25 protein-coding genes and 1 pseudogene are annotated in these 25,918 nt (G+C 62.2%); 20 read left to right on the forward strand and 6 right to left on the reverse strand.

Annotated elements, in window-relative coordinates:
* Window positions 1-36: 36 nt before the first annotated feature.
* Genes proC through FGL94_RS03115 form a run of 3 tightly spaced genes read left to right on the forward strand, consistent with a single transcriptional unit; the run spans window position 37 to window position 3,017 of the window.
* On the forward strand, window positions 37-813 hold the full coding sequence (proC, locus tag FGL94_RS03105) for a pyrroline-5-carboxylate reductase (protein ID WP_144920833.1): 777 nt from the start codon (window positions 37-39) through the stop codon (window positions 811-813).
* Window positions 803-1,687: a glutamate 5-kinase gene (gene proB / locus FGL94_RS03110; RefSeq protein WP_144920835.1), complete on the forward strand. Its 885-nt coding sequence runs from the start codon at window positions 803-805 to the stop codon at window positions 1,685-1,687. Before proC ends, proB begins: the two co-directional genes overlap by 11 nt.
* Entirely contained in the window at window positions 1,680-3,017 is a 1,338-nt protein-coding gene (locus FGL94_RS03115; protein ID WP_144920837.1) for a glutamate-5-semialdehyde dehydrogenase, read from the forward strand. The genes proB and FGL94_RS03115 overlap by 8 nt, the downstream gene beginning before the upstream one ends.
* A 272-nt stretch (window positions 3,018-3,289) precedes the next feature.
* Here FGL94_RS03115 and FGL94_RS03120 read toward each other — a convergent pair whose 3' ends face one another.
* Window positions 3,290-5,188, reverse strand: coding sequence for a transposase (locus tag FGL94_RS03120; protein ID WP_206664907.1), 1,899 nt, complete (start codon window positions 5,186-5,188; stop codon window positions 3,290-3,292).
* Window positions 5,189-6,028: 840 nt separating this feature from the next.
* Here FGL94_RS03120 and FGL94_RS03125 point away from each other — a divergent pair.
* From FGL94_RS03125 to FGL94_RS03150, 6 genes are all read left to right on the forward strand, one after another.
* The gene (locus FGL94_RS03125) at window positions 6,029-6,457 is read left to right on the forward strand and encodes a hypothetical protein (protein WP_144920839.1); all 429 of its coding nucleotides are present in this window, start codon (window positions 6,029-6,031) and stop codon (window positions 6,455-6,457) included.
* 268 nt (window positions 6,458-6,725) lie between these two features.
* Entirely contained in the window at window positions 6,726-7,559 is an 834-nt protein-coding gene (locus tag FGL94_RS03130; RefSeq protein ID WP_144920841.1) for an MBL fold metallo-hydrolase, read from the forward strand.
* A 108-nt stretch (window positions 7,560-7,667) separates the two neighbouring features.
* Window positions 7,668-9,263: a hypothetical protein gene (locus FGL94_RS03135; protein ID WP_144920843.1), complete on the forward strand. Its 1,596-nt coding sequence runs from the start codon at window positions 7,668-7,670 to the stop codon at window positions 9,261-9,263.
* Between the two features lie 86 nt (window positions 9,264-9,349).
* Window positions 9,350-10,255, forward strand: coding sequence for a hypothetical protein (locus FGL94_RS03140; RefSeq protein WP_144920845.1), 906 nt, complete (start codon window positions 9,350-9,352; stop codon window positions 10,253-10,255).
* Between the two features lie 678 nt (window positions 10,256-10,933).
* Complete coding sequence (locus tag FGL94_RS03145) at window positions 10,934-11,314, forward strand: DUF5805 domain-containing protein (RefSeq protein ID WP_144920847.1); 381 nt, start codon at window positions 10,934-10,936, stop codon at window positions 11,312-11,314.
* Window positions 11,307-12,341: a tyrosine-type recombinase/integrase gene (locus FGL94_RS03150; RefSeq protein WP_144920849.1), complete on the forward strand. Its 1,035-nt coding sequence runs from the start codon at window positions 11,307-11,309 to the stop codon at window positions 12,339-12,341. The genes FGL94_RS03145 and FGL94_RS03150 overlap by 8 nt, the downstream gene beginning before the upstream one ends.
* Window positions 12,342-12,503: 162 nt before the next feature.
* On the opposite strand, the gene FGL94_RS03155 is transcribed toward FGL94_RS03150, so the two are convergent.
* Window positions 12,504-12,932, reverse strand: coding sequence for a universal stress protein (locus FGL94_RS03155; protein WP_144920851.1), 429 nt, complete (start codon window positions 12,930-12,932; stop codon window positions 12,504-12,506).
* A gap of 138 nt (window positions 12,933-13,070) precedes the next feature.
* Here FGL94_RS03155 and FGL94_RS03160 point away from each other — a divergent pair, with 138 nt between their 5' ends.
* Window positions 13,071-14,171 carry a radical SAM protein gene (locus FGL94_RS03160; RefSeq protein ID WP_144920853.1) on the forward strand — a complete coding sequence of 367 codons (1,101 nt, stop codon included), beginning with the start codon at window positions 13,071-13,073 and terminating at the stop codon, window positions 14,169-14,171.
* A gap of 76 nt (window positions 14,172-14,247) precedes the next feature.
* Here FGL94_RS03160 and FGL94_RS03165 read toward each other — a convergent pair whose 3' ends face one another.
* Window positions 14,248-16,407, reverse strand: a complete 2,160-nt coding sequence (locus FGL94_RS03165; protein WP_144920855.1) for a PAS domain S-box protein — start codon at window positions 16,405-16,407, stop codon at window positions 14,248-14,250.
* Window positions 16,408-16,888: 481 nt separating this feature from the next.
* Between FGL94_RS03165 and FGL94_RS03170 the strand changes: the two genes are divergently transcribed.
* Both FGL94_RS03170 and FGL94_RS03175 read left to right on the forward strand, forming a co-directional pair.
* Complete coding sequence (locus FGL94_RS03170) at window positions 16,889-17,311, forward strand: type IV pilin (protein WP_144920857.1); 423 nt, start codon at window positions 16,889-16,891, stop codon at window positions 17,309-17,311.
* A 425-nt stretch (window positions 17,312-17,736) separates the two neighbouring features.
* Window positions 17,737-18,150 carry a type IV pilin gene (locus FGL94_RS03175; RefSeq protein WP_144920859.1) on the forward strand — a complete coding sequence of 138 codons (414 nt, stop codon included), beginning with the start codon at window positions 17,737-17,739 and terminating at the stop codon, window positions 18,148-18,150.
* 16 nt (window positions 18,151-18,166) lie between these two features.
* On the opposite strand, the gene FGL94_RS19025 is transcribed toward FGL94_RS03175, so the two are convergent.
* A complete protein-coding gene (locus FGL94_RS19025; RefSeq protein ID WP_449405025.1) occupies window positions 18,167-18,322 on the reverse strand; it encodes a DUF7386 family protein in 156 nt (51 codons plus the stop codon).
* A gap of 52 nt (window positions 18,323-18,374) precedes the next feature.
* On the opposite strand from FGL94_RS19025, the gene FGL94_RS03180 reads away from it, so the two are divergent.
* From FGL94_RS03180 to queC, 3 genes are all read left to right on the forward strand, one after another.
* The gene (locus FGL94_RS03180; protein WP_144920861.1) at window positions 18,375-18,836 is read left to right on the forward strand and encodes a 6-pyruvoyl trahydropterin synthase family protein; all 462 of its coding nucleotides are present in this window, start codon (window positions 18,375-18,377) and stop codon (window positions 18,834-18,836) included.
* Entirely contained in the window at window positions 18,836-19,612 is a 777-nt protein-coding gene (locus tag FGL94_RS03185) for a 7-carboxy-7-deazaguanine synthase QueE (RefSeq protein ID WP_144920863.1), read from the forward strand. Before FGL94_RS03180 ends, FGL94_RS03185 begins: the two co-directional genes overlap by 1 nt.
* 112 nt (window positions 19,613-19,724) lie before the next feature.
* Window positions 19,725-20,414 (forward strand): 7-cyano-7-deazaguanine synthase QueC, encoded by a 690-nt coding sequence (gene queC, locus FGL94_RS03190; RefSeq protein WP_144920865.1) that lies wholly within the window; start codon window positions 19,725-19,727, stop codon window positions 20,412-20,414.
* 146 nt (window positions 20,415-20,560) lie between these two features.
* Here queC and FGL94_RS03195 read toward each other — a convergent pair whose 3' ends face one another.
* Window positions 20,561-21,805, reverse strand: a complete 1,245-nt coding sequence (locus tag FGL94_RS03195) for an RNA-guided endonuclease InsQ/TnpB family protein (protein ID WP_144920867.1) — start codon at window positions 21,803-21,805, stop codon at window positions 20,561-20,563.
* 160 nt (window positions 21,806-21,965) lie between these two features.
* Between FGL94_RS03195 and FGL94_RS03200 the strand changes: the two are divergent.
* Both FGL94_RS03200 and FGL94_RS03205 read left to right on the forward strand, forming a co-directional pair.
* Window positions 21,966-22,052 (forward strand): annotated as a pseudogene (locus tag FGL94_RS03200) (cold-shock protein); the annotation flags it as partial.
* Between the two features lie 352 nt (window positions 22,053-22,404).
* A complete protein-coding gene (locus FGL94_RS03205; protein WP_144921424.1) occupies window positions 22,405-22,599 on the forward strand; it encodes a ribbon-helix-helix domain-containing protein in 195 nt (64 codons plus the stop codon).
* Between the two features lie 168 nt (window positions 22,600-22,767).
* On the opposite strand, the gene FGL94_RS18865 is transcribed toward FGL94_RS03205, so the two are convergent.
* Window positions 22,768-23,175: a UPF0058 family protein gene (locus FGL94_RS18865; RefSeq protein ID WP_321168801.1), complete on the reverse strand. Its 408-nt coding sequence runs from the start codon at window positions 23,173-23,175 to the stop codon at window positions 22,768-22,770.
* A gap of 160 nt (window positions 23,176-23,335) precedes the next feature.
* On the opposite strand from FGL94_RS18865, the gene FGL94_RS03215 reads away from it, so the two are divergent.
* The 3 genes from FGL94_RS03215 to FGL94_RS03225 all read left to right on the forward strand — a co-directional run bounded on the left by FGL94_RS03215 (window position 23,336) and on the right by FGL94_RS03225 (window position 25,914).
* Window positions 23,336-24,148, forward strand: a complete 813-nt coding sequence (locus FGL94_RS03215; protein WP_144920871.1) for a helix-turn-helix transcriptional regulator — start codon at window positions 23,336-23,338, stop codon at window positions 24,146-24,148.
* Window positions 24,149-24,527: 379 nt separating this feature from the next.
* The gene (locus tag FGL94_RS03220) at window positions 24,528-25,133 is read left to right on the forward strand and encodes an OsmC family protein (protein WP_144920873.1); all 606 of its coding nucleotides are present in this window, start codon (window positions 24,528-24,530) and stop codon (window positions 25,131-25,133) included.
* A gap of 13 nt (window positions 25,134-25,146) precedes the next feature.
* Window positions 25,147-25,914 (forward strand): methyltransferase domain-containing protein, encoded by a 768-nt coding sequence (locus FGL94_RS03225; RefSeq protein WP_144920875.1) that lies wholly within the window; start codon window positions 25,147-25,149, stop codon window positions 25,912-25,914.
* Window positions 25,915-25,918: the final 4 nt, after the last annotated feature.

Here is a 25,918-nt window from a genome sequence, read left to right on the forward strand (position 1 = left end):
GTTGGTATGTTCGTGAGTGTACTCCCTTCAGGTAATATGACACGCGTGAGCGTCATCGGCTGCGGGAACATGGGGAGTGCCCTGTTGCGTGGCCTCGCGAGAACCGACTCGTATCACCTGACGGCGATCGACCTCGATCCCGACGCGCTCGCCGCCGTCGAGGACGTCGTCGACGTGACGACGGACGACGTCGCCGCGGCGAAAGAGGCCGACGTCGCCGTCCTCGCCGTGAAGCCGGACGTCGCCGAGCACGTCCTCGCGGACCTCGAACTGGGCGCCGACCAGCAGCTCGTGACGCTGGCCGCGGGGCTTCCCCGCGAGTTCGTCGCGGAGCGAACCGCGGCGAGCGTGGTCCGGATCATGCCCAACCTCGCGGCCGAGACCGGTGACATGGCGGCGGCGGCGACGAACGAGGGCCTCACCGACGAGGTCCGGGCCATGCTGGACGACGCCGGCGAGTTCGTCGAGGTCGACGAGTCGCTGATGGACATCTCGACCGCGGTCAACGGGAGCGGCCCCGCGTTCGCCTTCTACCTCATCGACGCGGTGAAGGACGCCGGGATCGACGGCGGACTCGACCCCGAGCAGGCCGAGACGCTAGCCGCCCAGACGTTCAAGGGCGCGGCCGAGACCGTGCTCCGGGACGACCGGAGCGTCGACGAGCTCATCGACGCGGTCTGTTCGCCGAACGGGACGACGATAGAGGGGATGGAGGTCCTCTGGGACAGCGACGCCGACGAGGCGGTGGTCGACGCCGTCGCGGCGGCCGAGAGGCGCTCGCGGGAGCTGGCCGAGGCGTTCGATGACGAGTGACGGCGTCGCGGTCGGAGAGTTGGACTCGGACGCCGTCGACCGCGCGCGGGCCGCGGCCGCGGAGGCCGACCGCGTGGTGGTGAAGGCGGGGACCAACTCCCTGACCGACGAGGAGTCGCGACTCGACCGGGTGAAGCTCGACAAGCTCGTCGCCGACGTGATGGACCTGCGCCGGCGCGGCAAGGAGGTCGTCCTCGTCTCCTCGGGCGCCGTCGGCGCCGGTATCGGCCGGCTCGGCAACGGCGAGGGGATCGTCGACGTCGACATCGACCGTGGGAGCGACATCATCGACGAGCGCCAGGCGCTCTCGACTGTCGGCCAGAGCCTCCTGATGCGCCACTACACGCAGAGCTTCGACCGATACGAACAGCCGGTCGCACAGATCCTCGTGACCGGCGCCGACCTCGACGCGCCAGAGCGGTTCGACAACTTCACGAAGACCGTCGAGACCCTGCTGGAGTGGGGCGTCGTGCCCGTTATCAACGAGAACGACGCAGTGGCGACCGACGAGCTCCGGATCGGCGACAACGACATGCTGTCGGCGTCCGCGGCGATCGCGCTCGACGTCGACCTGCTGGTCACGCTCACCGACGTCGACGCCGTGTACACGGGGAACCCCAAGCGCGACCCGGAGGCGACCGCCATCGAGGCCGTCGGGACGAACTACGACGCGGTCCGGGAGCTGATCGGTGACAGCACGGCCACCGACTTCGGCGGGATCCGAACGAAGGTGGAGGGCGCCCGAGACGTGGCCGAGAACGGCACCCCTGCCGTGATCGCCGGCTCCGCCACTCCGGACGTGCTAGATCGGATCGCAGCCGGTAAACCGACGGGCACGCTATTCGTGCCGACAGCGGGTGAGACGAATGAGTGAGACGACCGATATCGAACGCGACACCGACGAACTGGCCGAGGAGTCACAGCGCGCCGCCCTGCGGCTCGCCAACGCCGACGAGTCGACGCGGAACGACGCGCTCCGGTCGATCGCCGACGCGCTCCGCGCGAACGAGTCGGCGATCCTCGACGCGAACGCGCGGGACGTCGAGACGGCCGAGGAGATGCTGGAGCGCGGCGAGTACACGCAGGCGCTCGTCGACCGCCTGAAGCTCGACGCCGCGAAGCTCGACGACATCGCCGGGATGGTTGAGTCGGTCGCCGAACAGGAGGACCCGCTCGGCCGGACGCTCGCCGCTCGGGAGCTCGACGAGGGGCTGGAGCTGTTCCGCGTGTCGGTGCCGATCGGCGTGGTCGCGACCGTGTTCGAGTCGCGGCCGGACGCGCTCGTCCAGATCGCGGCGCTCGCGCTGAAGTCCGGCAACGCCGTCATCCTCAAGGGAGGTAGCGAGGCGAGCGAGTCGAACCGCGAGCTCCACCGAGTGATCCGCGAGGCGACCGCGGACCTTCCCGACGGCTGGGCGGGGCTCGTCGAGGCCCACGAGGAGGTCGATCGGCTCCTCGAACTCGACGACCAGGTCGATCTGGTGATGCCGCGGGGCTCCTCCGATTTCGTCTCGTACATCCAAGACAACACCCAGATCCCCGTACTCGGTCACACGGAGGGGATCTGTCACGTCTACGTCGACGACGACGCCGACTTGGAGATGGCCGCCGACGTCGCCTTCGACGCGAAGGTCCAGTACCCGGCGGTGTGTAACGCGGTCGAGACGCTCCTCGTGAACGACTCGGTCGCGTCCGAACTCCTCCCGGACCTCGTCGATCGCTACGAGGCGGCGGGCGTCGAGCTCCGCGGGGACGAAGCCACTCGCGAAGTCGTCGACGTCGGCGCGGCGACGGACGACGACTGGGACACGGAGTACGGCGACCTCGAACTGTCGATCAAGCTCGTCGACGACGTGTACGAGGCGGTCGAGCACGTCAACGCGCACGGCTCGAAACACACCGAGTCCATCGTCACGGAGGACCGGGCGGCCGCCGACGCGTTCATGACCGGTATCGACGCCGCGAGCGTCTTCCACAACGCGTCGACGCGCTTCGCCGACGGTTACCGCTACGGGCTCGGCGCCGAGGTCGGCATCTCGACCGGCAAGATCCACGCGCGTGGTCCGGTCGGACTGGAGGGGCTCACCACCTACAAGTACTACCTGGAGGGCGACGGCCACCTCGTCGCGAGCTACAGCGGCGAGGACGCGCTCCCCTTCGCCCACCGCGAACTCGACGCCGAGTGGGAGTTCGGCGGGAAGTAGACGTTCTCCTTCGGTTTTCGCGACTCGCCGTTCCGGCGTTTCTGTATCACATTCGGACTCGCGCTCGATCGTAGAAGGCAGGCATTTAAGTAAATCATCGGTAGAATCGGCCCAATTTTTTGCGGCACTGATTGGCAGAAGTAACTCTCCACACGGGCGGGACGACGGTTGACGCCGATCACCGCTCACGGATCCGCTATTAACGTCAAAAATCGGGGTATAAAATGAAGCCTGTGGCTATTCAGCGAGGGAGAACACGAGGGAAAAGGGTGTCAGTCTGGCGGTTCGAGGCCGTAGAACTGCTTCGCGAGCGTGAGGAACTGGTTGGCGTCGACGCGTGGTGCGTAGTCGGGGTCATCCTCCAGAGCAATCTTCACCAGGAGGTCAACGAGCCGCCAGACATTGTAGAGGACGCACGCGAATGCGAAGTTGAAGAAGCGGTACTGCGGGTCCTTCGATGTCGTGCGGACGCGGAACTTCTTCAACTTCTTGTAGCCGTTCTCGATGCCCCACCGCGCTGAGTAACGACTGACGACACTCCGAACCTGCTGGAGCTGCGTCTGTTTGTCGGCGTCGGAGAGTCCGTCGAGGTCAGGGTGGTTCGTCTCGAACAACGCGTATGCCCGAGTGTCGTCTTCGTTCCCACGCAGTTCGCCTTCCTCCTCATGGAGATCGTCCAGTAGGTCGCTGAACATCTCGCCCCGTTCCTCGGAATCGCCACCGATGTCCGCGAACTCGCTGACGAGTTCTTGCCGTGTGTCCGGCTCGTCGTCGGGATCGGGCGTCTCGTCGGTCGCGAATAACTCGCGGTTCCTCGCGGGGAGGTACATCCGCTTTCGGTTTGACCCTGTGAGCGATCCCTGTTCTTCGACCTTCACCTTCCTCCCCGCATCGCGGAGTTGCGTGCAGGTGGCCTTCTCGGAGGCGTGTTTCCGAGCTGGATTGAGGTAGTAGATGCTGTGGTTGCTGCAAACGTCTTTCACATCGTCGTTGTCGAACTCTCGGTCCATCATGGCCAGCGAGATGTTGGTGAGCATGTCGGTCGCATTCCCGAGGAGGTCGTCCACGATTTCGGCTCTCGTGTCGCCGCGTTCGACCGGAATAGCGTCGAGGACCAAGGGAACGTCCATGCCGACGACCTGAATCGTCGCCCATTGGTAGTGGTACTCCGCGTTCTTGTAGCCGAGGATCACGTCTTCGTGGCCGTCGCGGTCGCCCGTGAACGGGTTTCCCTTCGTGATGTCGATGGCGACTGAGATTCTCCGGTCAAGTTCTCCGTTGTGCCGCGCCCGAGTGATCAGCGCGCGGGTCGTGTTCCGGAGCATCTCTCGCGTCTCCTCAACGGAGAGCTTCTTGACTTGGTGGCGGTGGTTCGACGCGGAGGGTGTCCGGTCGCGCCCAGAGTCAATTGCAAAAGAGTGCTGGCCGGACTGCGCAAACATGTCTTCGCGCATGCCCATGAACGTGTGTTGCTCCCAGAATGCGTTCTCGTGAACCTGCCAGTTCTCCGCCCGCTTCAGGTAGAAAGAGTCTGTGACGAACGGCTTCGCCTGCTGCCAGACCTCCTTCGTCTTCTCGCGAACGAGCCGCTGCTCGCCGCATTCGCTCTCGATCTCGCGGTCCTCCCGCTCGAACGTGGGGTTCGGCAGTGGCAGCGCATGTTCGTATGCTTTGAGGAACAACTTCTTGGCGAGTCGCTTCGACGCTTCGCGGACGACCGGCGTGAACTCCTCGTTCCACACTTCCCACAGCCGGGACTGCGACGGTGGGTCGGCTTGGAAGCGATTGAGGCCCTCGCCGTCGTCAGCGAACCCGAACTCGCGGGCAAGGTGCTGGTTCTCGTCGAACCATCTGGCCAGTTTCGTCTCTTGCCAGTCGCGTGCGATCCGGTAGGCGTGCGCCCGGATCCATATGTTCATCGAGACGGTGTTGTGGTGCCAATCCGCGCGTTCATCGAACGTCGGCTGCGAATCGTCGTCTTCGAAGTCGTAGATACTGATGGATGTCTCGGCGGCCAGTTTGGCAACGCGAGGACGGTCATCTTGCTTGTACGAAAGAACGAACTCGAACGTGACCCTACTGAACGCCTCGTCGTACTCGTCCGGATCCGGCTTCCAGTTCTTGTAGAAGCCGATTTTGCTTCCCGGTGGGGCGCTCGTGGGTGCTGACACTTTGACAGAAACCAGTATCTCTGGAGTATAAAAATGGCAGGTACAATTCACCGATGAAACCAAGTGATAGCGCCGTCTTCAACAGATTAGCAGCAGCTATCTCGATTCATCTCGCGAGGAATCCAGTAAGTTACAGATGCGATCTCGAATAGAGATGCGTAGTTCGTTCAGTACAGGAAACTCGCAGATCGCTTAGACCATCCCAGTTTGACCCACAAGGCATACGTAATGTAAGACAAGACAAATTTATATGCTCTTGAACAAGCGAACAAGTGAGATTATAGTGGCTATAGCCGCGTTTCTCTTTGTTCTTGGGACGTTGACTGGGTTGCGAGTCTGGGACTTGGAACCCTCGACTTCAGTACAATCGGCTATTGTCTACGGTGGTGCGCTCTTTATTACTATTATCGTTGTCTTGCGAGCGTTTCAGGGTGCAGATCTCGTTGGGAATTGGATACTCACATTCGGTCCATGTTTTGGTTTCACACTCAATCTGTTCATCCCAATCATGGCAAACCCGACCGCTTTCATATTTCCACTTGTCACCGGAGCAATCGTATCTGGCGTGATTACAGTAGTTGGGTACTTGATCGGACGAGGTTTCAGCGAGGTTTGAGATGAACAGGACGCGTAACCGGATTCAATAAGCAGCTCTCATCAACCGGCTGTTTTAGGCGAGAATGGCTATGTTGAAATCCTCAACAGGTGACATATTCTGACCCGGTTGCGGTCAATACAGGGAACTCACGAATCGCTCAGTACAGATGAACATAGAAAGTTTAGTATAGATTATAGGTTTATCAGAAAGCCTTTGTGTTCCTGTAGATCAGTGAAAAATAAATGTGCGATCCGTCACGCCGGCAATTTCTCAGATCTGGCGGTCTAATCGGCCTCATAGGGCTTGCTGGCTGTACATCAGTACCGTTCGTCGGGACACTTGGATTCCGGCTCCGTAATTATACAGACGAAGCCTACGAAGCTCGAATCGAGATCCGGGTTACCGGGCGGTCGGATTTCGAGAAGACGTATGACCTGCCGAGTGCAAGCGGAGCAGACCCGTACGTACACACTGAATCAACTGCCATCTCAAACGTGCCGAAGGGAATGTCATATACCGTTTCCCTGTTTCTCGATGGAACCGAGGTAGAGACCCTTACAGCGACTATGGACTGTGTAGGCCGCGATAAACAGCAGATAGAGGAAGAAATTGACATTAATATTGGATTCGGTGGAAACGATACGGTGAAAATGGCTGATTCCCAGTGCTGAATTAGCACTCTTCAGCGACCGGCTGTTTCAGGCAAGAATATATCTGAAGAAGAGGATTTCAACAGAGTCGCTATTATCGATTGACGGGGGTTAAAACCATTATAATCCAAGCGATTATCCTGTACGTGCCCGTCTTCAGTCGATCGAATTTTGTATAGCGGCATGCGATTTATGTGATGCCTCCCGGACAGACTACTGTCGTCCTCTGCAGGTCACTATTCCGGCAAACTCCGGAATCATTACCCTTCGCGCCCTCGCAGCGAGACACATGACCGACTCCGACTGGGGGGATTGGCTGCCGCGCGCGGTGACGGACGCCGATCCCGACACGGTGGCGCTGTGGTACCTGGGCTGTAACGGCTTCGCGATCAAGGGGAGCGAGGGAACGGTCCTCTGGATCGACCCCTACGTCGGGACCGGCGACCCGCCGCGCACGGTCCGGATGATCCCGGTCCCGTTCGCCCCCGACGACATCGACGAGGCGGACGCCGTGCTGGCGACCCACGAGCACACGGACCACGTCCACGGCCCCTCGCAGGCGCCGATCCTCGCGAACACCGACGCCGACTTCGTCGCGCCCGACGACTCGCTCGCGGTCGCCCGCGAGGAGGAGCGCTGGACAGAAAACTGGGACGTCGACGAGGAGGCGTTCCTCGAAGTGACCGAGGGCGACGAACTGAAGGTCGGCGAGTTCACCGTTCACGTCGTCGAAACGCAGGACGCCGACGCGACGCACCCGGTCGGCTACGTGATCGAACACGAGTCGGGGACCCTGTTCCACGCCGGCGACAGCAAGCCCTCGGAGTCGTTCTCGACGCTCGCCGACGAGTTCGATATCGATCTCGGAATCCTCGCGTTCGGATCCGTCGGTAGGGTTCCGGACAAGGAGACGGGCGAGGAGGTCGAGACGAAGTGGTACAGCGACGAAAACGAGATCGCGGCCGCCGCCGAGGACCTCTCGCTCGACCGTCTCGTCCCGACCCACTGGGACATGTGGAAGGGGCTGACCGCGGACCCGACCGCGCTCCACGAGCACACCCGCAGTCGCTCGCATCCGAATCGGCTGGAAATTGTCGAGATCGGTGACCGGATCGATCTGTAGTTTTTCGACTTCGATAGGGCCGACATCGCGTTTTTTCACCGATCGGTGGTTATCAACGACGAAACCCGGCCCGTGGAATTTAAGCCCCTGCTCCGGGAGGGTCTCCGTATGAGCGAACGGACGGCAGAAGCGATGACGACCGTCGACGAGGACGGTATACGCGTCGAGAAGTCCTTCACGGACGACGCGTTCCCCGTGCCCGCGGTGATGTACGAACTCTCCTCGACCCGCGAGGACCCCGTGCGCGTGCGCATCGTCGACCGGATCCCCGAATCGTTCCCGATGGACCGGATCGGGTTCCACCCGGAGTACGAGAGCGAGAACTGGACCGCCTACAAGGACCACCGCGTGGAGTTCGAGCGCGTGATCGATCCCGACGAGGAGATCGAGACGGTGTTCGGCATCCGCGACGACGACCCCGAGCTCGACGGCTTCCTCGGAACGCCGGTGATCGAACACGTCCCGGTCGGCGAGGAGATCGAAGACGTCCTCGGCGCCGGCGACACCGACGCCGTCAGGGAGGTGCTCTCGGGCGACAGAGCGACGCTCCCCGGGATGGAGGAGCCGCTCGCGGCCGAGGGCTCGGAGTCCTCCGAGTCAGACGAGCCCGAAGCCGTCGCCGACGAACCGGCCGGGGAAGCGTCTGAGGCCGCCGAAAGCGGCGAGGAACCCCGCGACACAGAGGCCCCCGAACCGAGGGAGGTCGTCGCGGGAACCGCCGCGGTCACCTCGCACGACGAGGAGTCCGCGGCGGACGAGCCCGAGGCGGCCGAGTCCGATGCAGACGAGTCGGTGATCGACGAGGCGGAGGACGCGTCAGGGACCGGCGACGAAGACGAGCCGGCGGAGTCCGAGCCGGAAGCCCGCGAATCCGTCCCGAAGGAGGGCCTCGCCGCGGCGCTCGCCTCGGAGATCCGCGCCGGCGACGTGAACGACGACGACCTCGAAACCCTCCGCTCCGAACTCGACGTTGGCGTTCCCCACAGCGTCGACGTGCGGATCGCCCGCCTCCAGTCGAGCGTCGCCGACATCGAGGCGTACGCCGACGCGCTCGCGGAGTTCATCGACGGCGAGGGGACCGCCCGCGAGATTCTCGACGACCTCGACGAGAAGGTCGACGCGGTCGAGTCCGAGATGGCCGCGATCGACGACCGGCTCGCGTCCGCCGACGCTGACCGGAACGACTTGCGCGAGGCGGTCTCGCAGGTCGACGAGTCGGTGGCGTCGGTGACCGACGAAGTCGAGGGCGTCTCCGAGCGCGTCGAGGGCGTCGACGATCGGGTCGAGGGCGTGGAATCGGACGTTTCCGGCGTCGAGGAGTCGGTCGCGAACGTCGAGGAGACCGTCGACGGCGTCACCGACGACGTGTCGCGGCTCGACGACGAGACGACCGGCCTCGACGAGACGGTCGACGACCTGGGCGACGACGTGGAGACGCTGTACGAGGAGGTCGACGACGCCGCCGCGGGGCTGGAGGCGACCGAGGACCGGGTTGACGACGTAGAGGCCCGCATGGGGCGGTTCGACGAGGAGTTCGACGACCTCTGGGACGACCTCGCGGAGGTCGACACCCGGCTGACCGACATCGAGGACCGGCTCGGCGAGGACCTCGACGACGTGGAGGCGGAACTCGACGCGATCAACGACCACCTCGAAGAGCTCGAAGCGTTCAGAGAGCGGCTCAACGAGGCCTTCGGTCCGTAATTCGGGGCCGACACGGACTCACGACGGCGCGCTCGTCCCGAACGAAAAGCGCAACCCGTTTTACCCGCGGCGGTCCACGTCCGGTAATGAGCGAACCGGTACCGGTCGCCGTGCCGCGGAAAGGCCGACCGCTCGAAGCGGTCCTCGAACGGATCGCGGCCGTCGGCCCCGACGACCGGCTCGACGGGCTCGCGGACCGCGTGAGCAACACCCTTCGGTACGAAAAGGCCGTCACGAAGGGGCGCGTCGACGCCGAAGACGGCCCGTACGAGCGGCTGACTGAGTACTCCGATCCCGACGACCCGTACCAGCCCGAGTTCACGCTCCTGCGGGACGACCGGAACGGTAAACCCCGACGAATCGTTTTCGACGCGGCCACCGTCGACCTCGGCGAGGTGACGCTGAAACTCGTCGGTCGCGAGGAGCCGTTCCGAGCCCTTCGGACCCACGAGTTCGCGCTCGGATTCGATTCCGCCGACCTCGTCTTGGAGGAGGTCGTCGGGATCCGACCGGAGGGTCTCGGCCAGATCGCCGACATCAACGAGCGGATCGACCCCGTCGACACCGACGTCCGCGTGGTGAACGGGCTCGGAGACACCGTCTATCACACGCTGATGGGTCGGCCGGAGGGGATCGAACCGGGAGTCGACCTCGATCGGGAGTTCGTCTCGGAGTACGAGGGCCCGCTGTGTATCTCGCCGCGATACGAACGGCTCGTCACCGCCGTGTTGGGAACGGACGCGCTGGAGGGCGCCGAGTTCGTCTATCCGAACCCGAACGAGGAGGAGGAGGCCGCCATCGCCCGGACCGGGCTCGGCGTCTACCTCACGGTCACCGGGTCGACGGCCCGCGAACACGGGCTCGTCGTCGGGGAACACCTCTTCCCCAGCGAGACCGTGCTGATGCAGAACGCGGCCGAACACGATCCCATCGTCAAGCGCGCGCTCGACGCCCTCGCGGTCGAAGAGTCGTCCTCGGAGATCCGGATCTGACTCCTGCACTGTCTATAGCGGTATGTGATATACTCGTTGGCGATCGATCGCACCCACGCACCCCAAACCGGTGCGGGAGAGAGCGACCGAGTGACCGGATGCTCGCGTCGTGACAGGCCGTTGCGGCGTCGTGACGCGCTCACCCATGTTGAAGACGCGACTCCCGTCAGTGGCAGCTGAGCGGTATCGACGCTCCGAAGAAACGCGGGACCGGGCACGTCGATCCGGACTGGCTGCAGCTGACTGCCGTGAGTCGAACGCGACGCCGCGGCCCACCCGATGGAGCCACCACGGTCGGGCTGCAGGGGCAGTGCGTATCGGACACTGCACGCGTAACGGGTAGCTGCCGATCGGACTCGACGACGGTGGCGCCGCACGAGACGAACATCGCTCGCCGGCGATCGGAGGCGACCAAGCTGATCCCCTCGTTGCCACCGCCCGATTGATCTGCCGCCACTCGTACATTATCCGCCGACGAACGAGGAGCCAGATCGGTTCAATCGGTCGGTGATATTTATATCTATGTTTCTAGTACTATATATTGATCTGTCTAGTACTAGAAAATGAGGTACATTGTATTTTCGGTGGCTTTCACAGCACTACAGTACTGTATAAGGTCACTTATCCCGAATTGTGGGATAGATTGAAGGTGGCGGCCCGAGAAGCCCGGATCGAGAGATGAGCGACGACCGCCGCTCCGTGAAGACGTACGTTCCCGAAGACCAGAAGGCGATCTGGCAGGACCACGCCGACGAGTTGGGAATGTCTCAAAGCGAGTTCGTCAGAACCATGGTACAGGCCGGGAGACGTGGGTTCTCGATCGACGGGGGCGGAAATCCCGTCGAACCCGATCCGTCGGGGTCTGACCCCAGGGGTAGCGACCTCGAAAGGCGGGTCGAAGCGGCGCTCGCCGACGGGGTGCTCTCGTGGGAGGAGCTCGTCGACGACGTGTTCGACGACTTCGAGGGTCGCTTGGAGGACGCGCTCGATTCGCTCCAGGATCGCAACCGCGTCCGGTACAACGGTCGGGAAGGGGGATACACGCTGATCGATGAGTAGCACGCGAGCCCCCGCCGAGGTCGACGACCCGATCGGGTACTTCATCGAGGACCTCACCTATCACGGGAAGACCGAGCGGACCCGCGACTCCTATGAACGTGTGCTCCGTCAGTTCGAATCGTTTCTCGACCAAGAGACGACACCGGACTCGGCTACTCACCGCGACTGCATGGCGTTCGTCCACTCGCTGCGCGGCGACGTGGCCGACAGCACGGTGGCGACGTACGCGGCGTATCTGCATCGGTTTTACGGGTACATGACCGAGGTCGGCGTCTTCGAGGGGAACCCGATGACGCTGGTGATGGAGGAGATGGACGAGACGGTCGATAAGGACCCCGCGCGGCGAGACGTGTCGATCCCGGCGATGCGCGAGTTCGTCGCCGGGATTCGGCATCCTCTCCACCGCGCGCTCGTCGTCACGCTGTTGAAGACCGGAATGCGGGTCGGAGAGCTCTGTAACCTCGATCTCCGCGATCTCGCGATCGACGACGAGGAGGTCAGAGAGGCGTTCGAGCTCGGGTCGCGACCGGCCCTCGCGGACCGGCCGAATTCGCTGTACGTCACCCCGGACGCGGCGGTGGGCGAGGAGCTGAACGGAGCGGTCCGCACCGCGTCGAACAAGCGCAAGCGTGCCACCGTGATTCCGGTCGACGACGAGCTGGAGCGGACGCTGAAGCGGTGGCTCGCCGTGCGTCCGGACGGCGCCTCGGACGCGGAACCGCTGTTCGTCGGCACCGCGGAGGGGTGGGGCGAGCGGCTCGATCCGCAGGCGGTCAGACACGTCGTCGAGCGCTACGCCCGCGACGCGGGGTGGTACCGCACGGGCGGCGGCGCCGCCGAGAACGTCACACCGCACTACTTCCGGCATTTCTTCACGACGCACCTCCGGGATCGGACCGGCGACCGCGGCGTCGTCAAGTACCTCCGGGGCGACGTCGCCGACGACGTGATCGACACGTACACCCACAACTGGGGCGATCAGGTCCGCGAGACGTACGAAGCAAACGTGTACCAGTTGTTGGGATAGCGATCGGACCGCGAATCGTCGTCACCGTATTTCGTCGTCGAGAACACGACGGATCTCGTGTTCGAGGGACGCCAGATATATTGTATATCGCTATATCGATTTATTGTCCGGTGGGAGGATCGCGCGTGCCGGTTCCGTCCCTCAGGAGCGGACCCGGTTCGCTCACTTCACCAGCGTCGTCGGCACAGCGGTCTCCCGTGTGACGGCCTCGGCGACGCTTCCGATCAGGGCCCGCGAGAGCCCCGAGCGACCGTGGGTGCCGAGCACGACGTGATCGAACTCCCCCTCGTCTGCGTACTCGGCGATTCGGCGCTCCGGCTCGCCCGTGAGGAAGGTGACCGCCACGTCGCGGCCGTCGGCGACCTCGCGGACCGTCTCGAACACCGACGCCGCGGTCTCGTCGCCCACGTCGTCGAGCTCGTCGAGCGAGGCGCCGAAGGCTTCCTCCGTGTCTTCGGGGAGCATGTCGAAGTCGGGAAAGGCGACGTGGACGACGGTGACCCGTGCGTCCGGGAACGTTTCGAGGGCGACCGCGAGCGCCTCGCGGCCCAGCGGCGAGTCGTCCATCGCGACGAGGACGGAGTCGGTCATACGTCGCTTTCGGCGGGTGACGGTATCAAACCGGTGCTCCTCGGGGAGCTGCTCGGGACGGCCTATCAGGACCGGTTCAAGGGTGAACACGTTCGGGACAGTACCCAAACGGATGGGAACGAAAGCACGAGTAAGCCGATGTTCGACGATCTCGACACGGACCGGCGGCCGCTGGTTCTCATCTGGGAGGTGACGCAGGCGTGCGGGCTCGCCTGTCGTCACTGTCGCGCCGACGCGAAGCCGGCCCGTCACCCCGACGAGCTGACGACCGAGGAGGGGAAGCGGCTCCTCGACGACGCGGCGTCGTTCGGCGACGGCCAGCTCGTCGTGCTCTCCGGCGGCGACCCGCTCGCCAGAGACGACCTACTGGAGCTGGTCTCGTACGGCGACGACCAGGGGCTCCGCATGACGATCACCCCCAGCGGGACGCGGTCGCTAACGCCCGACCGGGTCGAGAGCCTCTCCGACGCCGGAATCCGGCGGATGGCACTGAGCCTCGACGGCGCGACGCGCGAGAGCCACGACCGGTTCCGCGGCGAGGAGAGCTTCGAGAGCACGCTTGGGGCGGCGGAGGCGGCGTCCGACGCGGGACTGCCGCTGCAGGTCAACACGACCGTCTGCGCGGAGACCGTCGACGAACTTCCCGCGATCCGCGACCGCGTGCGGGACCTCGGCGCGGTCCTCTGGAGCGTGTTCTTCCTCGTCCCCGTCGGTCGGGGCCGGATCCTCGATCCCATCCCGCCGGAGCGGGCCGAGGACGTGATGGAGTGGCTCCACGGCGTCGCCGAGGCGGAGCCGTTCGGCGTCAAGACGACCGAGGCGCCCTTCTATCGCCGGGTCGGACTCCAGTCCGACGGAGACGAGGGTGCGGTCCGGCGGCGCGGCGGCATCACCGCGGGCCGCGGATTCGCGTTCGTGAGCCACACCGGCGAGACGTACCCGTCCGGGTTCCTGCCGGAGTCCGCCGGCAACGTCCGGGACCGGTCGGTCGTCGACATCTATCGCAACTCGAAGCTGTTCGAGTCCCTCCGCGAGCCGGACCGGCTGAAGGGGAAGTGCGGCGCCTGCGAGTTCCGGCAGGTGTGCGGCGGGAGCCGTTCGCGGGCGTTCGCGACGACGGGGGACCCGCTGGAGAGCGACCCGCTCTGCCCGTACGTTCCCGAGGGGTACGACGGCGAGTTGCCGCCGACGCTCGGCGGGGGTTCGGGATCGACGGGCGTGCCGGACGCCGCCGACTGACCCGGGAACGCGGTCGCTCGGCGGGGCCCGACGAGGCCGTCCGCGACACCGCATTTATAAGGGCAGACGGGCGCGGTCACGTGGTGTCGATCTCGAAGCGGGCGCCGCCGTCGGGGCCGTTCGTCGCGGTGATCGTCCAGTCGTGTCGGTCGACGATCTCTTTGACGATTCCGAGTCCGAATCCCGTCCCGTCCTCGGCGGTCGTGTATCCCGCTTCGAACACGTCCGCGCGTTCCGATTCGGGGAGTCCGACCCCGTCGTCGGCGATATAAAAGCCGTCGTCGGTGTCGCCGACCGTCACCGTCACGTCCGGACCGCCGTGGTCGACGGCGTTCTGGAGGAGGTTCGACACGAGCTGCTGGAGCTGGTCGCGGTCCGCCTCGACGGTGCGCCGCGTCTCGACCGCGAGCGTCGCGTCCTCCGTCGGCAGCGATCCCCAGCACGTCCGAGCGAGGTCCGACAACGGGACCGTTCCGATATCCATCGCCTCCTCGCCAGCCTGCGCGAGCGTCAGTAGGTCCTCGATCAGGGCGTCCATGCGCCCCAACGCGTCGCCGATCTTGTCGACGCGGTCGCCGTCGCAGTCGTCTCGCAGCAGTTCGAGGTTCCCCTCCGCGACCCGCAGCGGGTTTCGCAGGTCGTGGCTCACGACGCTCGTGAACCGATCTAACCGCTCGTTCTGCTGGACGAGGGCGCGCTCGCGCCGCTTCTGTTCGCTCACGTCTCGGTCCATCGCCACGAAGCGGTCCTCGCCGTCGAGGTTGAGCCGAATGAGGTGGACCTCGATCGGGAACGTGGACCCGTCCTTCCGCTCGAGTTCGGCCTCGAACCGGTGAGGTGAATTCGGCGGGAGCGTCTCCCAGAACGACGACGCACGGTCCGGGTCGGCCAGGGGGTCGATGTCCCAGACCTTCCGCCCGAGGAGTTCCGGCTCGCTGTACCCGAGTTCGTCGCAGAGCCGCTGGTTGACGTCCCGGATTGTGCCGTCGATGTCGTGGACCGCGAACATGTCCGGCGAGTGCTCGAAGAGCGCTTCGAGACGCGCGGAGGTTGACTCCAACTGCCGTTCGTACCGTTTGCGCTCCGTGATATCGTCCTGAAACCCGACGAACAGATCGAGGTCGCCGTCGGCGTCGAAGATCGGAGCGATGCGGACGCGGTTCCAGAACTCCGTGCCGTCCTTCCGGTAGTTCCGCAGTTCGACCGTCACCGGCTCCCGATTGTCGATCGCCTCTCGGAGGGTTGCGACCCGCTCGTCGTCGGTCGCGTCGCCCTGGAGGAACCGGCAGTTCCGCCCGACGGCCTCGTCTCTCTCGTAGCCGGTGAGCGCCGTGAACTCGTCGTTCACGTAGATGATCGGATTGTCCTCCCGATCGGGGTCGGTGAGTGCGATCCCGATCGGCGCCTCGTCCATCGCCCGCACTTTCGCCGAGACGTTCGACGCGTTTGCGTCGGCCGCTTCCGACCGAGTGAGCGTACAGATCAGCGAGTCGTCGTCGGTGTACGAGAGCGTGTGCTCGACGTCGATCGTCTCGCCGTCCGCCCGGACGAACGATGTGGTACCGTCCCACTGCCCGCCACGCGCCTCCGGGAGAACCACATCGTAGACGTGATCGACGTCCTCGTCGTCACCGTAGAGCGACTCCCAGTGACGGCCGACGAGCTCCTCGCGGTCATATCCGAGAATCTCCGCGTAGGCGGTGTTCACGTACTCGATTCGACCGTCACTGTCAAGGATGCTGATCCCGTCCCGGGCGGTCTCGATGGCTTCGAGGCCGCGATTCATGTACCGCTCAGCCCAGTACCCCTCGACGGCGTTCTGGACGCGATTGGCAAGGACGCCGTACTGCTCGGTCCCGCCTTCCTTCTGGAGGTAGTCCGTGACGCCCGCCGTGATGGCCTCGCTCGCGATCTCCTCGCTTCCCTTCCCGGTGAAGAGGATGAACGGGAGGTCCGGACGGGAATCGCGGACGCGCTCTAAGACCTCCAAGCCGTCCAACGCCGGCATGTCGTAGTCGCTCACGATGCAGTCAATAGCCGACCCGTCCTCGTCGAGCGCGTCGAGCGCGTCTCGGGGGTCCGTTTCGGTGCGGACGCTAAAGGCGTCGCGTTCGCGTTCGAGGAAGGTAGAGACGAGGTCGGCGAAGTCGGCGTCGTCGTCGATATGAAGGATCTCGATTGATTTCGAGTCCGGAAGCACCGTCGAGTCCATCCGGACGTCGCCCTCGCCGTTCATACCGGCTAGTTGCGGGGACGCGTTAATTGTCTTATTACTGTCCCGTCGAGACCCTCGGCAGGCGACACGCCCGTTCCGTCACGGCCGACCGCTCGCAACTGATCGCCGGTTCCGAACAGGATGACTGATACTGCGGCTCGTAGGGTGACCCGGGCTCTCCGCGGAGCGCTCTGAACGCGGCCGACCCGGTAGCTGCGTCGCTTTCCCCGGTCAGATCGGGTCTTCAAACTTCGGTGCGTAGTGCCTGAACGTGTCTTTCGCGGCCTAGACTCGGAAGCCCTCGGAGAGGATAGGTCCGGGAGAGGGACTGGTGGGCTCTATGAGTCCCGAACACACGTCAACGAAGTTGACTCTACCCTCTCAAATTTCACCTCTGATATTCATGCCATTAACTACATAAGCGAACTCCCCTTCCCTGCACCTAGCCAGCAACCGATCGGAACGGACAGTCCGTTTCTCGGTGAACCGCTGGATTCAAACGATGAAACCAACCAATCAATCCAACGCGGAAGACCGTGCAGTGAGTCCCGTTATCGGCGTCATCCTCATGGTCGCAATCACTGTGATTCTGGCGGCCGTCATCGGGACGTTCGTACTCGGACTCGGCGACCAGTTGGGAGACACTGCGCCGCAGGCGAGCTTCACAGTTGAAACCGTTAACAACAGTAGTATAACGATCGCGAAGACAGCCGGACAGGATATTGACAAATCCGATCTTACTCTCTCGGTCAACGGCGACCGACAGGATGCTGAAACATTTAGTGGTAATTCTACTTGGAAGTCAGGGGCTTCAAAATCGATACCGCACGGAGTCTCTAATGGAACTGATGGAGCTACCGTTCGGCTTATCCATGACCCCAGTGGTAGTGCAATCTATCAAGATACCGTTGATATCCCGGCCTAGCTGCTGCTGCTAGCGCGGTAACACGCATCCGTTTTGAAATACATCTCATCTCCATCGACTTTCTATCTGTGCCCTGTACCGGGTGTTGAACCGCTGGATCGTCGCCGGATTTAATTCGCCGAGAACTAGATATGTGTTCGATTTGAACCGTGTGAGGTGCACGATTGCGGCGTAATCAAGGTGCAGAAATCGAGGACATCTCCCATGGGTCCGGGCACGCCCGATCGCTGTAAATCCGGGAGAGGCTTGGGCCATGGGTCCGATAGATCTGGAGTACATATCAACTGTTTTGACTCTACCACCCCAATTTTCACCCCTGATATTCATGCCATTAAATACATAAGCGGCCTTTCCGTCTTTATAATTAGCCAGCAACCGATCGGAATGGGTTACTCCGTTCCCCGGTGAACCGCTGGGTTCAAACAATGAAACCAACCAATCAATCCAACGCGGAAGACCGTGCAGTGAGCCCCGTCATCGGCGTCATTCTCATGGTCGCAATTACCGTGATTCTGGCCGCCGTTATCGGGACGTTCGTTCTCGGACTCGGCGACCAATTAGGAGACACTGCGCCACAGGCGAGCTTCACAATTGACGGGAATAATACGTCACACGTCAACATAACCAAAACTGGCGGACAATCGATTGAAGCATCGGATCTCACGATTTCGATTGACGGTGAGAGAGGGACCGATGGCTTTGGTGACGGACCTTGGGAAAGTGGTCAACAGAAGAGCGTAAATGTCACCAGTATCAGTCCCGCCGGAGAGTCTGTAGTCCGGATAATCCACGATCCGAGTGGAAGCGCGATCTACCAGGAGACGTACGACTTCAGCTAATCCCGTAGTCCCTTTATTATCTCCAGCGGCTTTCGATTGTTGTCCGATACCGCAACCCGAGCATAGCGGCGTTGAATCGCTGGGTTGCCGCCGGATCGAATTCGTCACGAGCGTCGCGGACGTTCTCTTTCGACTGTGGATTCCGGTGGGCGACAAGATTTTGCTGTTTCATCGATTGAGTAACGAAACTCAATATTTATACATTCTCCAGATATTCTCCGAGTATGGCTCAAAGTATATCGAGAGACGAATCCGAAGCAGATGTGCTTCGGAAAGCAGGCCAACGAACGCTGCTGATCGGGGAGAATAACCCGGTTCGAATCAGCTCGGGCCATCGAATCCTGCATCACGACGGGAAGTGCTCGCGGCCGCACGGCCACAACTACGAGATCACCGTCGAAGTGACCGGCCAACTCACCGATGAGGGCTGGGTCGTCGACAAAGGCGACGTCACGGACGTCATCGACGCGTGGGACCACCGGTTCCTCGTTGAGGAGGGCGACCCGCTCGTCGACGCGTTCGAGGCGTCCGGCGACGGCGACGCCCTCGTCGTGTTGGACCACCCACCGACGGCCGAGGTGATGAGCGTCCTCCTCGAACAACGCATGCTCGACGAGTTCCCGGACACCGTCTCGGACGTGTCGGTGTCGGTGAGCGAAACCGGCGAGCTCTGTGCGGCCTACTGATGCCGGTCGCTAGCGATATCGAGGAGCCCGTAACGGACGCTGATGCGGCTGGTGAGGGCCTCCCGATCAACGAGGTGTTCTACTCGCTGCAGGGCGAGGGAACGCTTGCAGGTGTTCCGTCCGTGTTTGTGCGAACGTCAGGGTGTAATCTGCGGTGTTGGTTCTGCGATTCGTACCATACCTCGTGGGAGCCGACTGGGGCGTGGCGCGACGTCGACTCGATCATCGAGGAAGTCCACTCCCACGAGCAGGCCGACCACGTCGTGCTCACGGGCGGGGAGCCACTCATTCACGAGGAGTCAGTCGAGCTCCTCGAACGGCTGGCCGCTGAAGGGTACCACACGACGGTGGAGACGAACGGAACGATCTACCGGGATGCTCCCATCGATCTGGCGAGTATCAGCCCGAAGTTGGCAAGCAGCACGCCGACGCCGGATCGTGACCCGAAAGGCGACGGCGAATTCGAAGAGCAACACGAACAGAACCGGATCGATATGGACGCGCTCTCCCGGATGGTCGACGACTACGAGACGCAGCTCAAGTTCGTCGTGACGGACGAGACGGACCTCCCAGAGATCACGGACTTGGTTGATCGAGTGCGGGCGGCGACGTCGACGACCGTGGCGGACGACGACGTGTTGTTGATGCCGGAGGGCATGACGCGCGAGCAACTCGACGGGACGCGAAGCGAGGTCGCCGAGCTGGCGACGGAGTACGGCTACCGGTACACGCCGCGACTGCACGTGGACCTATGGAACGACGCACCGGGAACATGAGCGTTGTACTGGACCAGTCCGGTCGGGGTAGCGTGGTGCCCCCAACGCGATGGGAGCGTCACAGTCGGCGTGGTGCACAGAGCGACAACAAATCCGACGCAACTGAGCAGACATGAGCAACAAAAGCGCGGTGATTCTGGTGTCCGGCGGGATGGATAGTGCGACGGCCGTCTACGAGGCGATAAAGCAGGGGTACGAGCCGTACTTCCTCCACACGTCGTACGGACAGCGCACCGAAGACAAGGAGTACGAGTGTGCGAAAGCGCTTGCTGAGGAGGTTGACGCGGCTGACTTCCTGCACATCGAAACGGGGCATCTCTCCCAGATCGGCGCGTCGAGCCTGACGGACGAGGAGATGGACGTGGCCGACGCGGATATGGAGAGTGACGAGATTCCGACGTCGTACGTTCCGTTCCGGAACGCGAATCTGTTGTCGATGGCGACGTCGTACGCGGAGGCGACCGACTCATCGGCCGTGTTTATCGGCGCGCATTCGGAGGACTTCTCCGGGTATCCCGACTGTCGCCCGGCCTTTTTCGACGCCTTTCAGAACGTGATCGACGTCGGGACGAAACCGGAGACGGAGATCGAGTTGAAAGCGCCGTTCGTCGAGTGGTCGAAAACGGAGATCGCGGAGCGCGGGTTGGAACTTGGGGTGCCGTACGACATGACGTGGTCGTGTTACCGGGACGAGGAGCCGGCGTGCGGGACGTGTGACGCGTGTGCGTTCCGGCTCGAAGCGTTCCGGAACGCCGGGTCACGCGATCCGATTGCGTACGCAGAGCGGCCGGAGTTCTCGTGACCCATCGATCGATACGCGTTTGCTTCGACCAGCTTTGTTGAACCGCGGTTCTTCGGGAGAGTCTCGTGTAAACTACCCCACCCTACTTCGCTCGGCCTTGCGGCCTCGCTCGTTGAGGGTGGGGCTTTGATGTGGACTCCCGGCAATCAGTCGCCAGCAATAGGCTGGTAACTCTCGCCGTTCACCGTCCCACCATTCACACGCACGTCTACTGGTGCGTCTCCGCTCCCCGACTTGGGCGAGGAACGGAGGCTGTGTCTCTGTTTCCGGGCGTATCGCACCCCGATATTCTTCGCTGCATTGTAGTCCGCGTTGACCTCATAGCCGCACTTCTGGCACTCAAAGTGTTCGCCGTGGCGGTTGTCTTCATGCGTGAACCCACAGTCCGTCCGAGAACAGCGTTGGGACGTGTGGTTCGGCTCAACTTGCTCCACGGAGACGCCTTGTTCTGGCGCTTTGTACTCGACGTACTCGGCGAGGCGTCGGAACGCCCAGACGTGGTGCCACTTCGCGTATGGAAGTCGCTCACGGATGTCCGTTAAGTCCTCGAACACGATCACGTCGCAGTCGTGTTCGACGGCTTCCTCGACGATTTCGTTGGCGACGGTGTGGATGTACTGTTTTCGCCATGCTTCTTCGCGCTTTCCGAGGCGAAGCAGGGCATTGTGTGCGGCCTGCGTGCCACGCTGTTGCATCTCACTACGCCGCTTCTCGAACTCACGGCACCAATGGTCGTAATCGTCACCTTGCCAGAACGCGCCGGTCGAAGAGACGGCGAGGCTGTTGACGCCGAGGTCGATACCGAGGACTGTTTGGTGCCCGGTATCTTCCGAAACCTCGTCATCGTCATCATCGTCCTTCCGAGTCGTGATGTGGAAGTAGAACTCGTCGGTCGCCTTGTCGTATTGGAGTGTACTCGCCCGGAACTCGTACTCGTCCGAAAGAACGTACTGTTCGTAGGGCGTCGGGCTGTCCGCCGGGAGTTCAAACTCGCACTCAACGCGCCCGTTGACGGTTGAGAGTGAAACTTTGTTCCGGTAGAACGTCGCACTCCGCTTGTCGTAGACCATACTCCACGACGTGAACTCTGGTTGGCTCACACGCTTCCCTTGTTTCCACCGTTCAACGACACCTTTCGTCGCTTGGACGGCGCGGCGAATCGCTTCTTGGACGAGGTTCGCAGTGAGGTCAGTTTCCTCCCGCAGCTCCGCGTAGAGCGCGTCACGCGCAGTTGAGTTCGCCGTAACGCAGTTTGTGTAGGAGCGACCGTCCCAACAGAAGTCGGCGGCGCGGTTCGCACAGTAAAGGAACTGGCGGGCTGACTGGTGGAGGTCGTCGCGTCGCTTATCGGGAACGATGAGTTTGACCGGCGCGGTTCGACGCACCTCCATATTTCAGATTACTACTTGACGGTACTTATACTCTCGGGAGTCGGGTGGCTACTGTCGTGCGGTTGCGTCGTCCTCAGTCGGTTTCCTCTCCGACCTACTCGCTCGCTACACTCGCTCCTTGAGGTCGGAGGCTCCACCTTGAATTATGCTGAACAGCCAGCCGGACCTCGAAGAGGGTCAGGAGATCGAGTTCGATATCGAATCGTCACCCAAGGGACCCCGCGCGACGAACCTCGTCCGCAACTAACGACTACTTCTGCCCTCGTTTGTAGCGATGGCCGGAAATCTGTTTTTTCAGCCACTCACGCGCCCAGCCAATGCTCTCTGTCTGTGTTGCAGCCAATGCTCTCTGTCTGTGTTGCAGCCAATGCTCTCTGTCTGTGTTGCACGCAGCGCATCCGTTCAATAAGCCCGAACAACAGGTCTCTCTGGTAACTTCACAGTCTGTACTGACTGTTCCCGGATCAAACGGTGTTCGTTGCTGTGGATTTCCGCAGACCCACCCCACGCCAAGGCTCTGTCGTGTAGTAGAGAGATCCGCGAACGAGTCCGGTGTGCTGTGCGACACGCTGAAGATATTCCTCTGTGAATACGAGCGTATGCCGAAGGTCAGCGTCGAGATCCCACAGGAATTGCTTGACGACCTCGACGAGCACGTCGGTGACGAGGGAAAGTTCGTCAACCGAAGCGACGCGGTCCGGGCATCGATCCGCAAAACGCTCGACATGCTCGATGAGATCGATGAACGACACGGACGGGTTGAGACAGACGGAACTGAATCCCACCCGTCGTAACCAACGGAACCGAAGGAACACGACGTCCGTCGAACAGCGAGTGAGACGGCCAGCGCCGGCCGGTCGAGACTGTCTTTTCGGCCGATTCGGGCCTGCTGTCCTCCCTCGCGTGTGATACAACCAGAACGGCCCTCTCGAACTCCTCAAAAAGAATGTCCCAGTTCGGAGTCAATTCACTGGATGGTCTAGGGTATTAGAGTGCGTCTGTTCGGTCCACCGTTCGATTGTGTCGCCGAGAACCGTGATCGCGTCGTAATGGTCCTGTTTCGACTTGTGGATACTTGACGGACGCACATCAAGTGCGTAATACGCGGAAACCCTCTCGGCTGGCATGTCGTCATTCTCGATCAAATAGTGTGTGACTTCCAGAAGCAGAGCGTGAATCTGAACGAGTTCTTTCTTGCGCATGGTCTCATTCCCTCGAATGTGATGGTTGAATGACCATCTCGGACACTCAAAGTGCGCCCTGCCAGCGTCAGCGGTTCGTAATCGGTGTCTGCGTGCGGAACAGTTAGCGTGGGGTCGGTAATTGCGAGCGCGACGATATTGTGAACAACGTGTGCCCACAGCATCCATATGTGTGAATTGTTATTAAACCCCATATTATCTCAAATGATCACTACGTAACCTTCAGTAAACGGCGATCTCGGTCGAAAACATATCTGCCGAAGAGGAGTTCAACGGAGTCCGTGTAGGTGAGATAAATCGTTTTCAGGCTCGTATGCGTAGTTGTCTTATGGGTCACGATAGCATACCACATTATGATGCGGAGTCACCAATCGGTGACATCGCGTATCTCGCGCGGTCCGAACACCGCGTCCCGACGCTCGTCGCGCTGACAGAGCGTCCTCGGAGTCGCTCTGAACTCTGTGAGCTGGCCGGCGTTTCGTCCTCCACGATACGGCGGACGTTGGAGGAGTTCGAAAATCGGGTCTGGATCCGCAAAGACGGGTACCAGTACACGGCGACCCGGCTCGGAGAGGTGATCGCCTCAGGAATGGAGGACCTGATCGAACAGGTCGAAACAGAGCGGAAACTGCGTGACATCTGGCACTGGCTTCCTGACGAGGTCAGCGAGTTTCCCGTCGAGACGTGGGACGCGATGACCATCACAGTTGCCGAACCCGATTCGCCGTACCGCCCGATCGACCGATTCGAGTCGCTTCTCAAGGAGACGACCGACCTTCGATTAATCCGTCCCGAGATTGCCTTGATGGAGCCGTGTTTCGAGGTTCTCGTTCAACTGATCGATGAGGGGGTTGACGTGGTCTTGGTGGCTCGACCGGAGAGCCATACGTACTTTCTTTCGACGTACCCGGAGCGCAGCGTAGAAATGATGCAACAGGACAATTTCACCGTTCTGGAGCACGATGCCCTTCCCCCGTACGGAACCAGCCTTCTTGATGAGCGTGCCGCCATCACTTGTTACGAACGAGACAGCGGCACGGTCCACATATTGATCGACACCGACGTAGCGGCTATCCGTGAGTGGGCACAGTCGATGTGCGAAACGTACGCGTCAGAGGCTCATCCCGTCGAACCTCTGTAAACGACGCCGAGGATAGGAGTACCGGCGGTTTGGCACCGCCAGCCAGCTACCGACTACGACGACTGGGTTAGACGGGTTCCCGCAAAGTGGCGGAGTCATGGTTGCGAACCTGAAACTCCCACCGCTCGGGATTCCTCCGCGTGAACGCGGAGGAGGATGTCAATGCTGGATCTGATCGACGCGTAGGCCGCTGAAATATCGGCCTCTTCCGAGGAATCCGTCCCGGTGTCGGGTGAGGAGACGTTCGGTCCCGACCGTCCTCGGGTCGCAGGGGGTGATGGTTTTTCAGTGACTGCCAGACCGGCAGTTCCCGGCGAACCGTCACAAATTAACTACAGTATCTTCGCCGCCGTATCGTCGCTGGCAGGGGGGAACCGATATGACCGACGACCGGCAAACCGCGCACGGTATCGACCTCGAAACACTCGAAGGATTCGCCGCACACGCAGCCGAGAACCCCGAAGCGGTCCAACTCGGGCTCGAGGCGTCCGCGACCTACGAGGGGACGGCCGCTCACAGCCTGGCAACGATCGATAGCTACGATCTCGGAGACGAGACGATCGCTCGCGACACGCGCGAGTACACGATTCCCTACGGCGGCTGGAAGGAAGTGCTGGACGCTGGTGGGTGGATCGGCGCGACCGACCGGATGGAGCCGATCGAAGCGGCGCTATCGGCGCTAGCCGCCTGTATCAACGTCGGCATCACCATCAACGCCGCCGCCAACGACGTGGACATCGACCACCTCCAGACGCGCGTCCGGGCCGATTTCGATCCAGCGGTTCTCTTCAGCCTCACAGAACTCAAAGAGGCCGACTCGGTGTTCGAGGACCTAACCGCCGACGTGGAGATAGACGGCGAAGACCTCGATCAGGACCAGATCGACGAGTGGGCACGGCGGGCACCCGTCTACACGCTCGTCTCACTCGCTCAGGACGTCGAGATGACCGTCGCCACTCCCGCCGAGATGGCCGGAGACGACTAACCGGTGACCACCGATGAGCGAAGCACTCGGCACGGACAAACTCGAACGCGAGGCCAAGTCGACGTACCGGGACGTCGCGGAGTCCGCCGACGCCGAGTTTCACTTCGAAACGGGCCGCGATCTCGCCGTCCGCCTCGGGCACGACGCCGACGAGCTCGACTACGTTCCGGACGCGGCGATCGACTCGTTCGCGGGTGTCGGCTACGACTTCGACTTGGCAGAGCTCGAACCGGGTGAGGACGTGCTCGATCTCGGTAGCGGCTCGCGGATGGACGCCTTTGTCGCCGGGCTGCACGTAACTGAGACGGGTGCAGTGACAGGCATCGACATGACCACAGAGCAGGTCGAGAAGACCAACGACCTCGCAGCGGACAACGGCTTCCACAACCTCACCTTCCGCGAAGGCTATATCGAGGTCCTCCCGTTCGAGGACGCCTCGTTCGACGCTGTGATCTCGAACGGCGTGATTAACCTCTCCGCCGAGAAGCTGACAGTCTTCGAGGAGGCTAACCGGGTGCTCAAACCGGGCGGACGGTCGGCTCTGTCCGACATCATCAGTGAACAACGGCTGCCGGAGAGTATCAAGTCCGACGCGGGTCTGTGGGCCGCCTGTATCGGCGGTGCCGAACAGATCGATAGCTACACGACGTTCATCGAAGCTGCTGGCTTCTCAGTGACGGAGGTCCGAGAGACCGAACGGTACGAACTCATCTCGGAGCGGGCGGCCAACGCGTGTGACAAGTACGGTGTCAAAAGCGTCTCACTCGGGGCAACCAAGTGAATAC

Origin of the sequence: Halorubrum salsamenti, assembly GCF_007671685.1 — an archaeon.
Lineage (GTDB): Archaea > Halobacteriota > Halobacteria > Halobacteriales > Haloferacaceae > Halorubrum > Halorubrum salsamenti.

Bases quoted from the DNA above. Each gene is read 5' to 3' on its own strand.
- proC (WP_144920833.1), top strand. From the start codon at position 37: ATGACACGCGTGAGCGTCATCGGCTGCGGGAACATGGGGAGTGCCCTG.
- proB (WP_144920835.1), top strand. From the start codon at position 803: ATGACGAGTGACGGCGTCGCGGTCGGAGAGTTGGACTCGGACGCCGTC.
- FGL94_RS03115 (WP_144920837.1), top strand. From the start codon at position 1,680: ATGAGTGAGACGACCGATATCGAACGCGACACCGACGAACTGGCCGAG.
- FGL94_RS03125 (WP_144920839.1), top strand. From the start codon at position 6,029: ATGTGCGATCCGTCACGCCGGCAATTTCTCAGATCTGGCGGTCTAATC.
- FGL94_RS03130 (WP_144920841.1), top strand. From the start codon at position 6,726: ATGACCGACTCCGACTGGGGGGATTGGCTGCCGCGCGCGGTGACGGAC.
- FGL94_RS03135 (WP_144920843.1), top strand. From the start codon at position 7,668: ATGAGCGAACGGACGGCAGAAGCGATGACGACCGTCGACGAGGACGGT.
- FGL94_RS03140 (WP_144920845.1), top strand. From the start codon at position 9,350: ATGAGCGAACCGGTACCGGTCGCCGTGCCGCGGAAAGGCCGACCGCTC.
- FGL94_RS03145 (WP_144920847.1), top strand. From the start codon at position 10,934: ATGAGCGACGACCGCCGCTCCGTGAAGACGTACGTTCCCGAAGACCAG.
- FGL94_RS03150 (WP_144920849.1), top strand. From the start codon at position 11,307: ATGAGTAGCACGCGAGCCCCCGCCGAGGTCGACGACCCGATCGGGTAC.
- FGL94_RS03155 (WP_144920851.1), bottom strand. From the start codon at position 12,932: ATGACCGACTCCGTCCTCGTCGCGATGGACGACTCGCCGCTGGGCCGC.
- FGL94_RS03160 (WP_144920853.1), top strand. From the start codon at position 13,071: ATGTTCGACGATCTCGACACGGACCGGCGGCCGCTGGTTCTCATCTGG.
- FGL94_RS03165 (WP_144920855.1), bottom strand. From the start codon at position 16,407: ATGAACGGCGAGGGCGACGTCCGGATGGACTCGACGGTGCTTCCGGAC.
- FGL94_RS03170 (WP_144920857.1), top strand. From the start codon at position 16,889: ATGAAACCAACCAATCAATCCAACGCGGAAGACCGTGCAGTGAGTCCC.
- FGL94_RS03175 (WP_144920859.1), top strand. From the start codon at position 17,737: ATGAAACCAACCAATCAATCCAACGCGGAAGACCGTGCAGTGAGCCCC.
- FGL94_RS19025 (WP_449405025.1), bottom strand. From the start codon at position 18,322: ATGAAACAGCAAAATCTTGTCGCCCACCGGAATCCACAGTCGAAAGAG.
- FGL94_RS03180 (WP_144920861.1), top strand. From the start codon at position 18,375: ATGGCTCAAAGTATATCGAGAGACGAATCCGAAGCAGATGTGCTTCGG.
- FGL94_RS03185 (WP_144920863.1), top strand. From the start codon at position 18,836: ATGCCGGTCGCTAGCGATATCGAGGAGCCCGTAACGGACGCTGATGCG.
- queC (WP_144920865.1), top strand. From the start codon at position 19,725: ATGAGCAACAAAAGCGCGGTGATTCTGGTGTCCGGCGGGATGGATAGT.
- FGL94_RS03195 (WP_144920867.1), bottom strand. From the start codon at position 21,805: ATGGAGGTGCGTCGAACCGCGCCGGTCAAACTCATCGTTCCCGATAAG.
- FGL94_RS03205 (WP_144921424.1), top strand. From the start codon at position 22,405: ATGCCGAAGGTCAGCGTCGAGATCCCACAGGAATTGCTTGACGACCTC.
- FGL94_RS18865 (WP_321168801.1), bottom strand. From the start codon at position 23,175: ATGGATGCTGTGGGCACACGTTGTTCACAATATCGTCGCGCTCGCAAT.
- FGL94_RS03215 (WP_144920871.1), top strand. From the start codon at position 23,336: ATGGGTCACGATAGCATACCACATTATGATGCGGAGTCACCAATCGGT.
- FGL94_RS03220 (WP_144920873.1), top strand. From the start codon at position 24,528: ATGACCGACGACCGGCAAACCGCGCACGGTATCGACCTCGAAACACTC.
- FGL94_RS03225 (WP_144920875.1), top strand. From the start codon at position 25,147: ATGAGCGAAGCACTCGGCACGGACAAACTCGAACGCGAGGCCAAGTCG.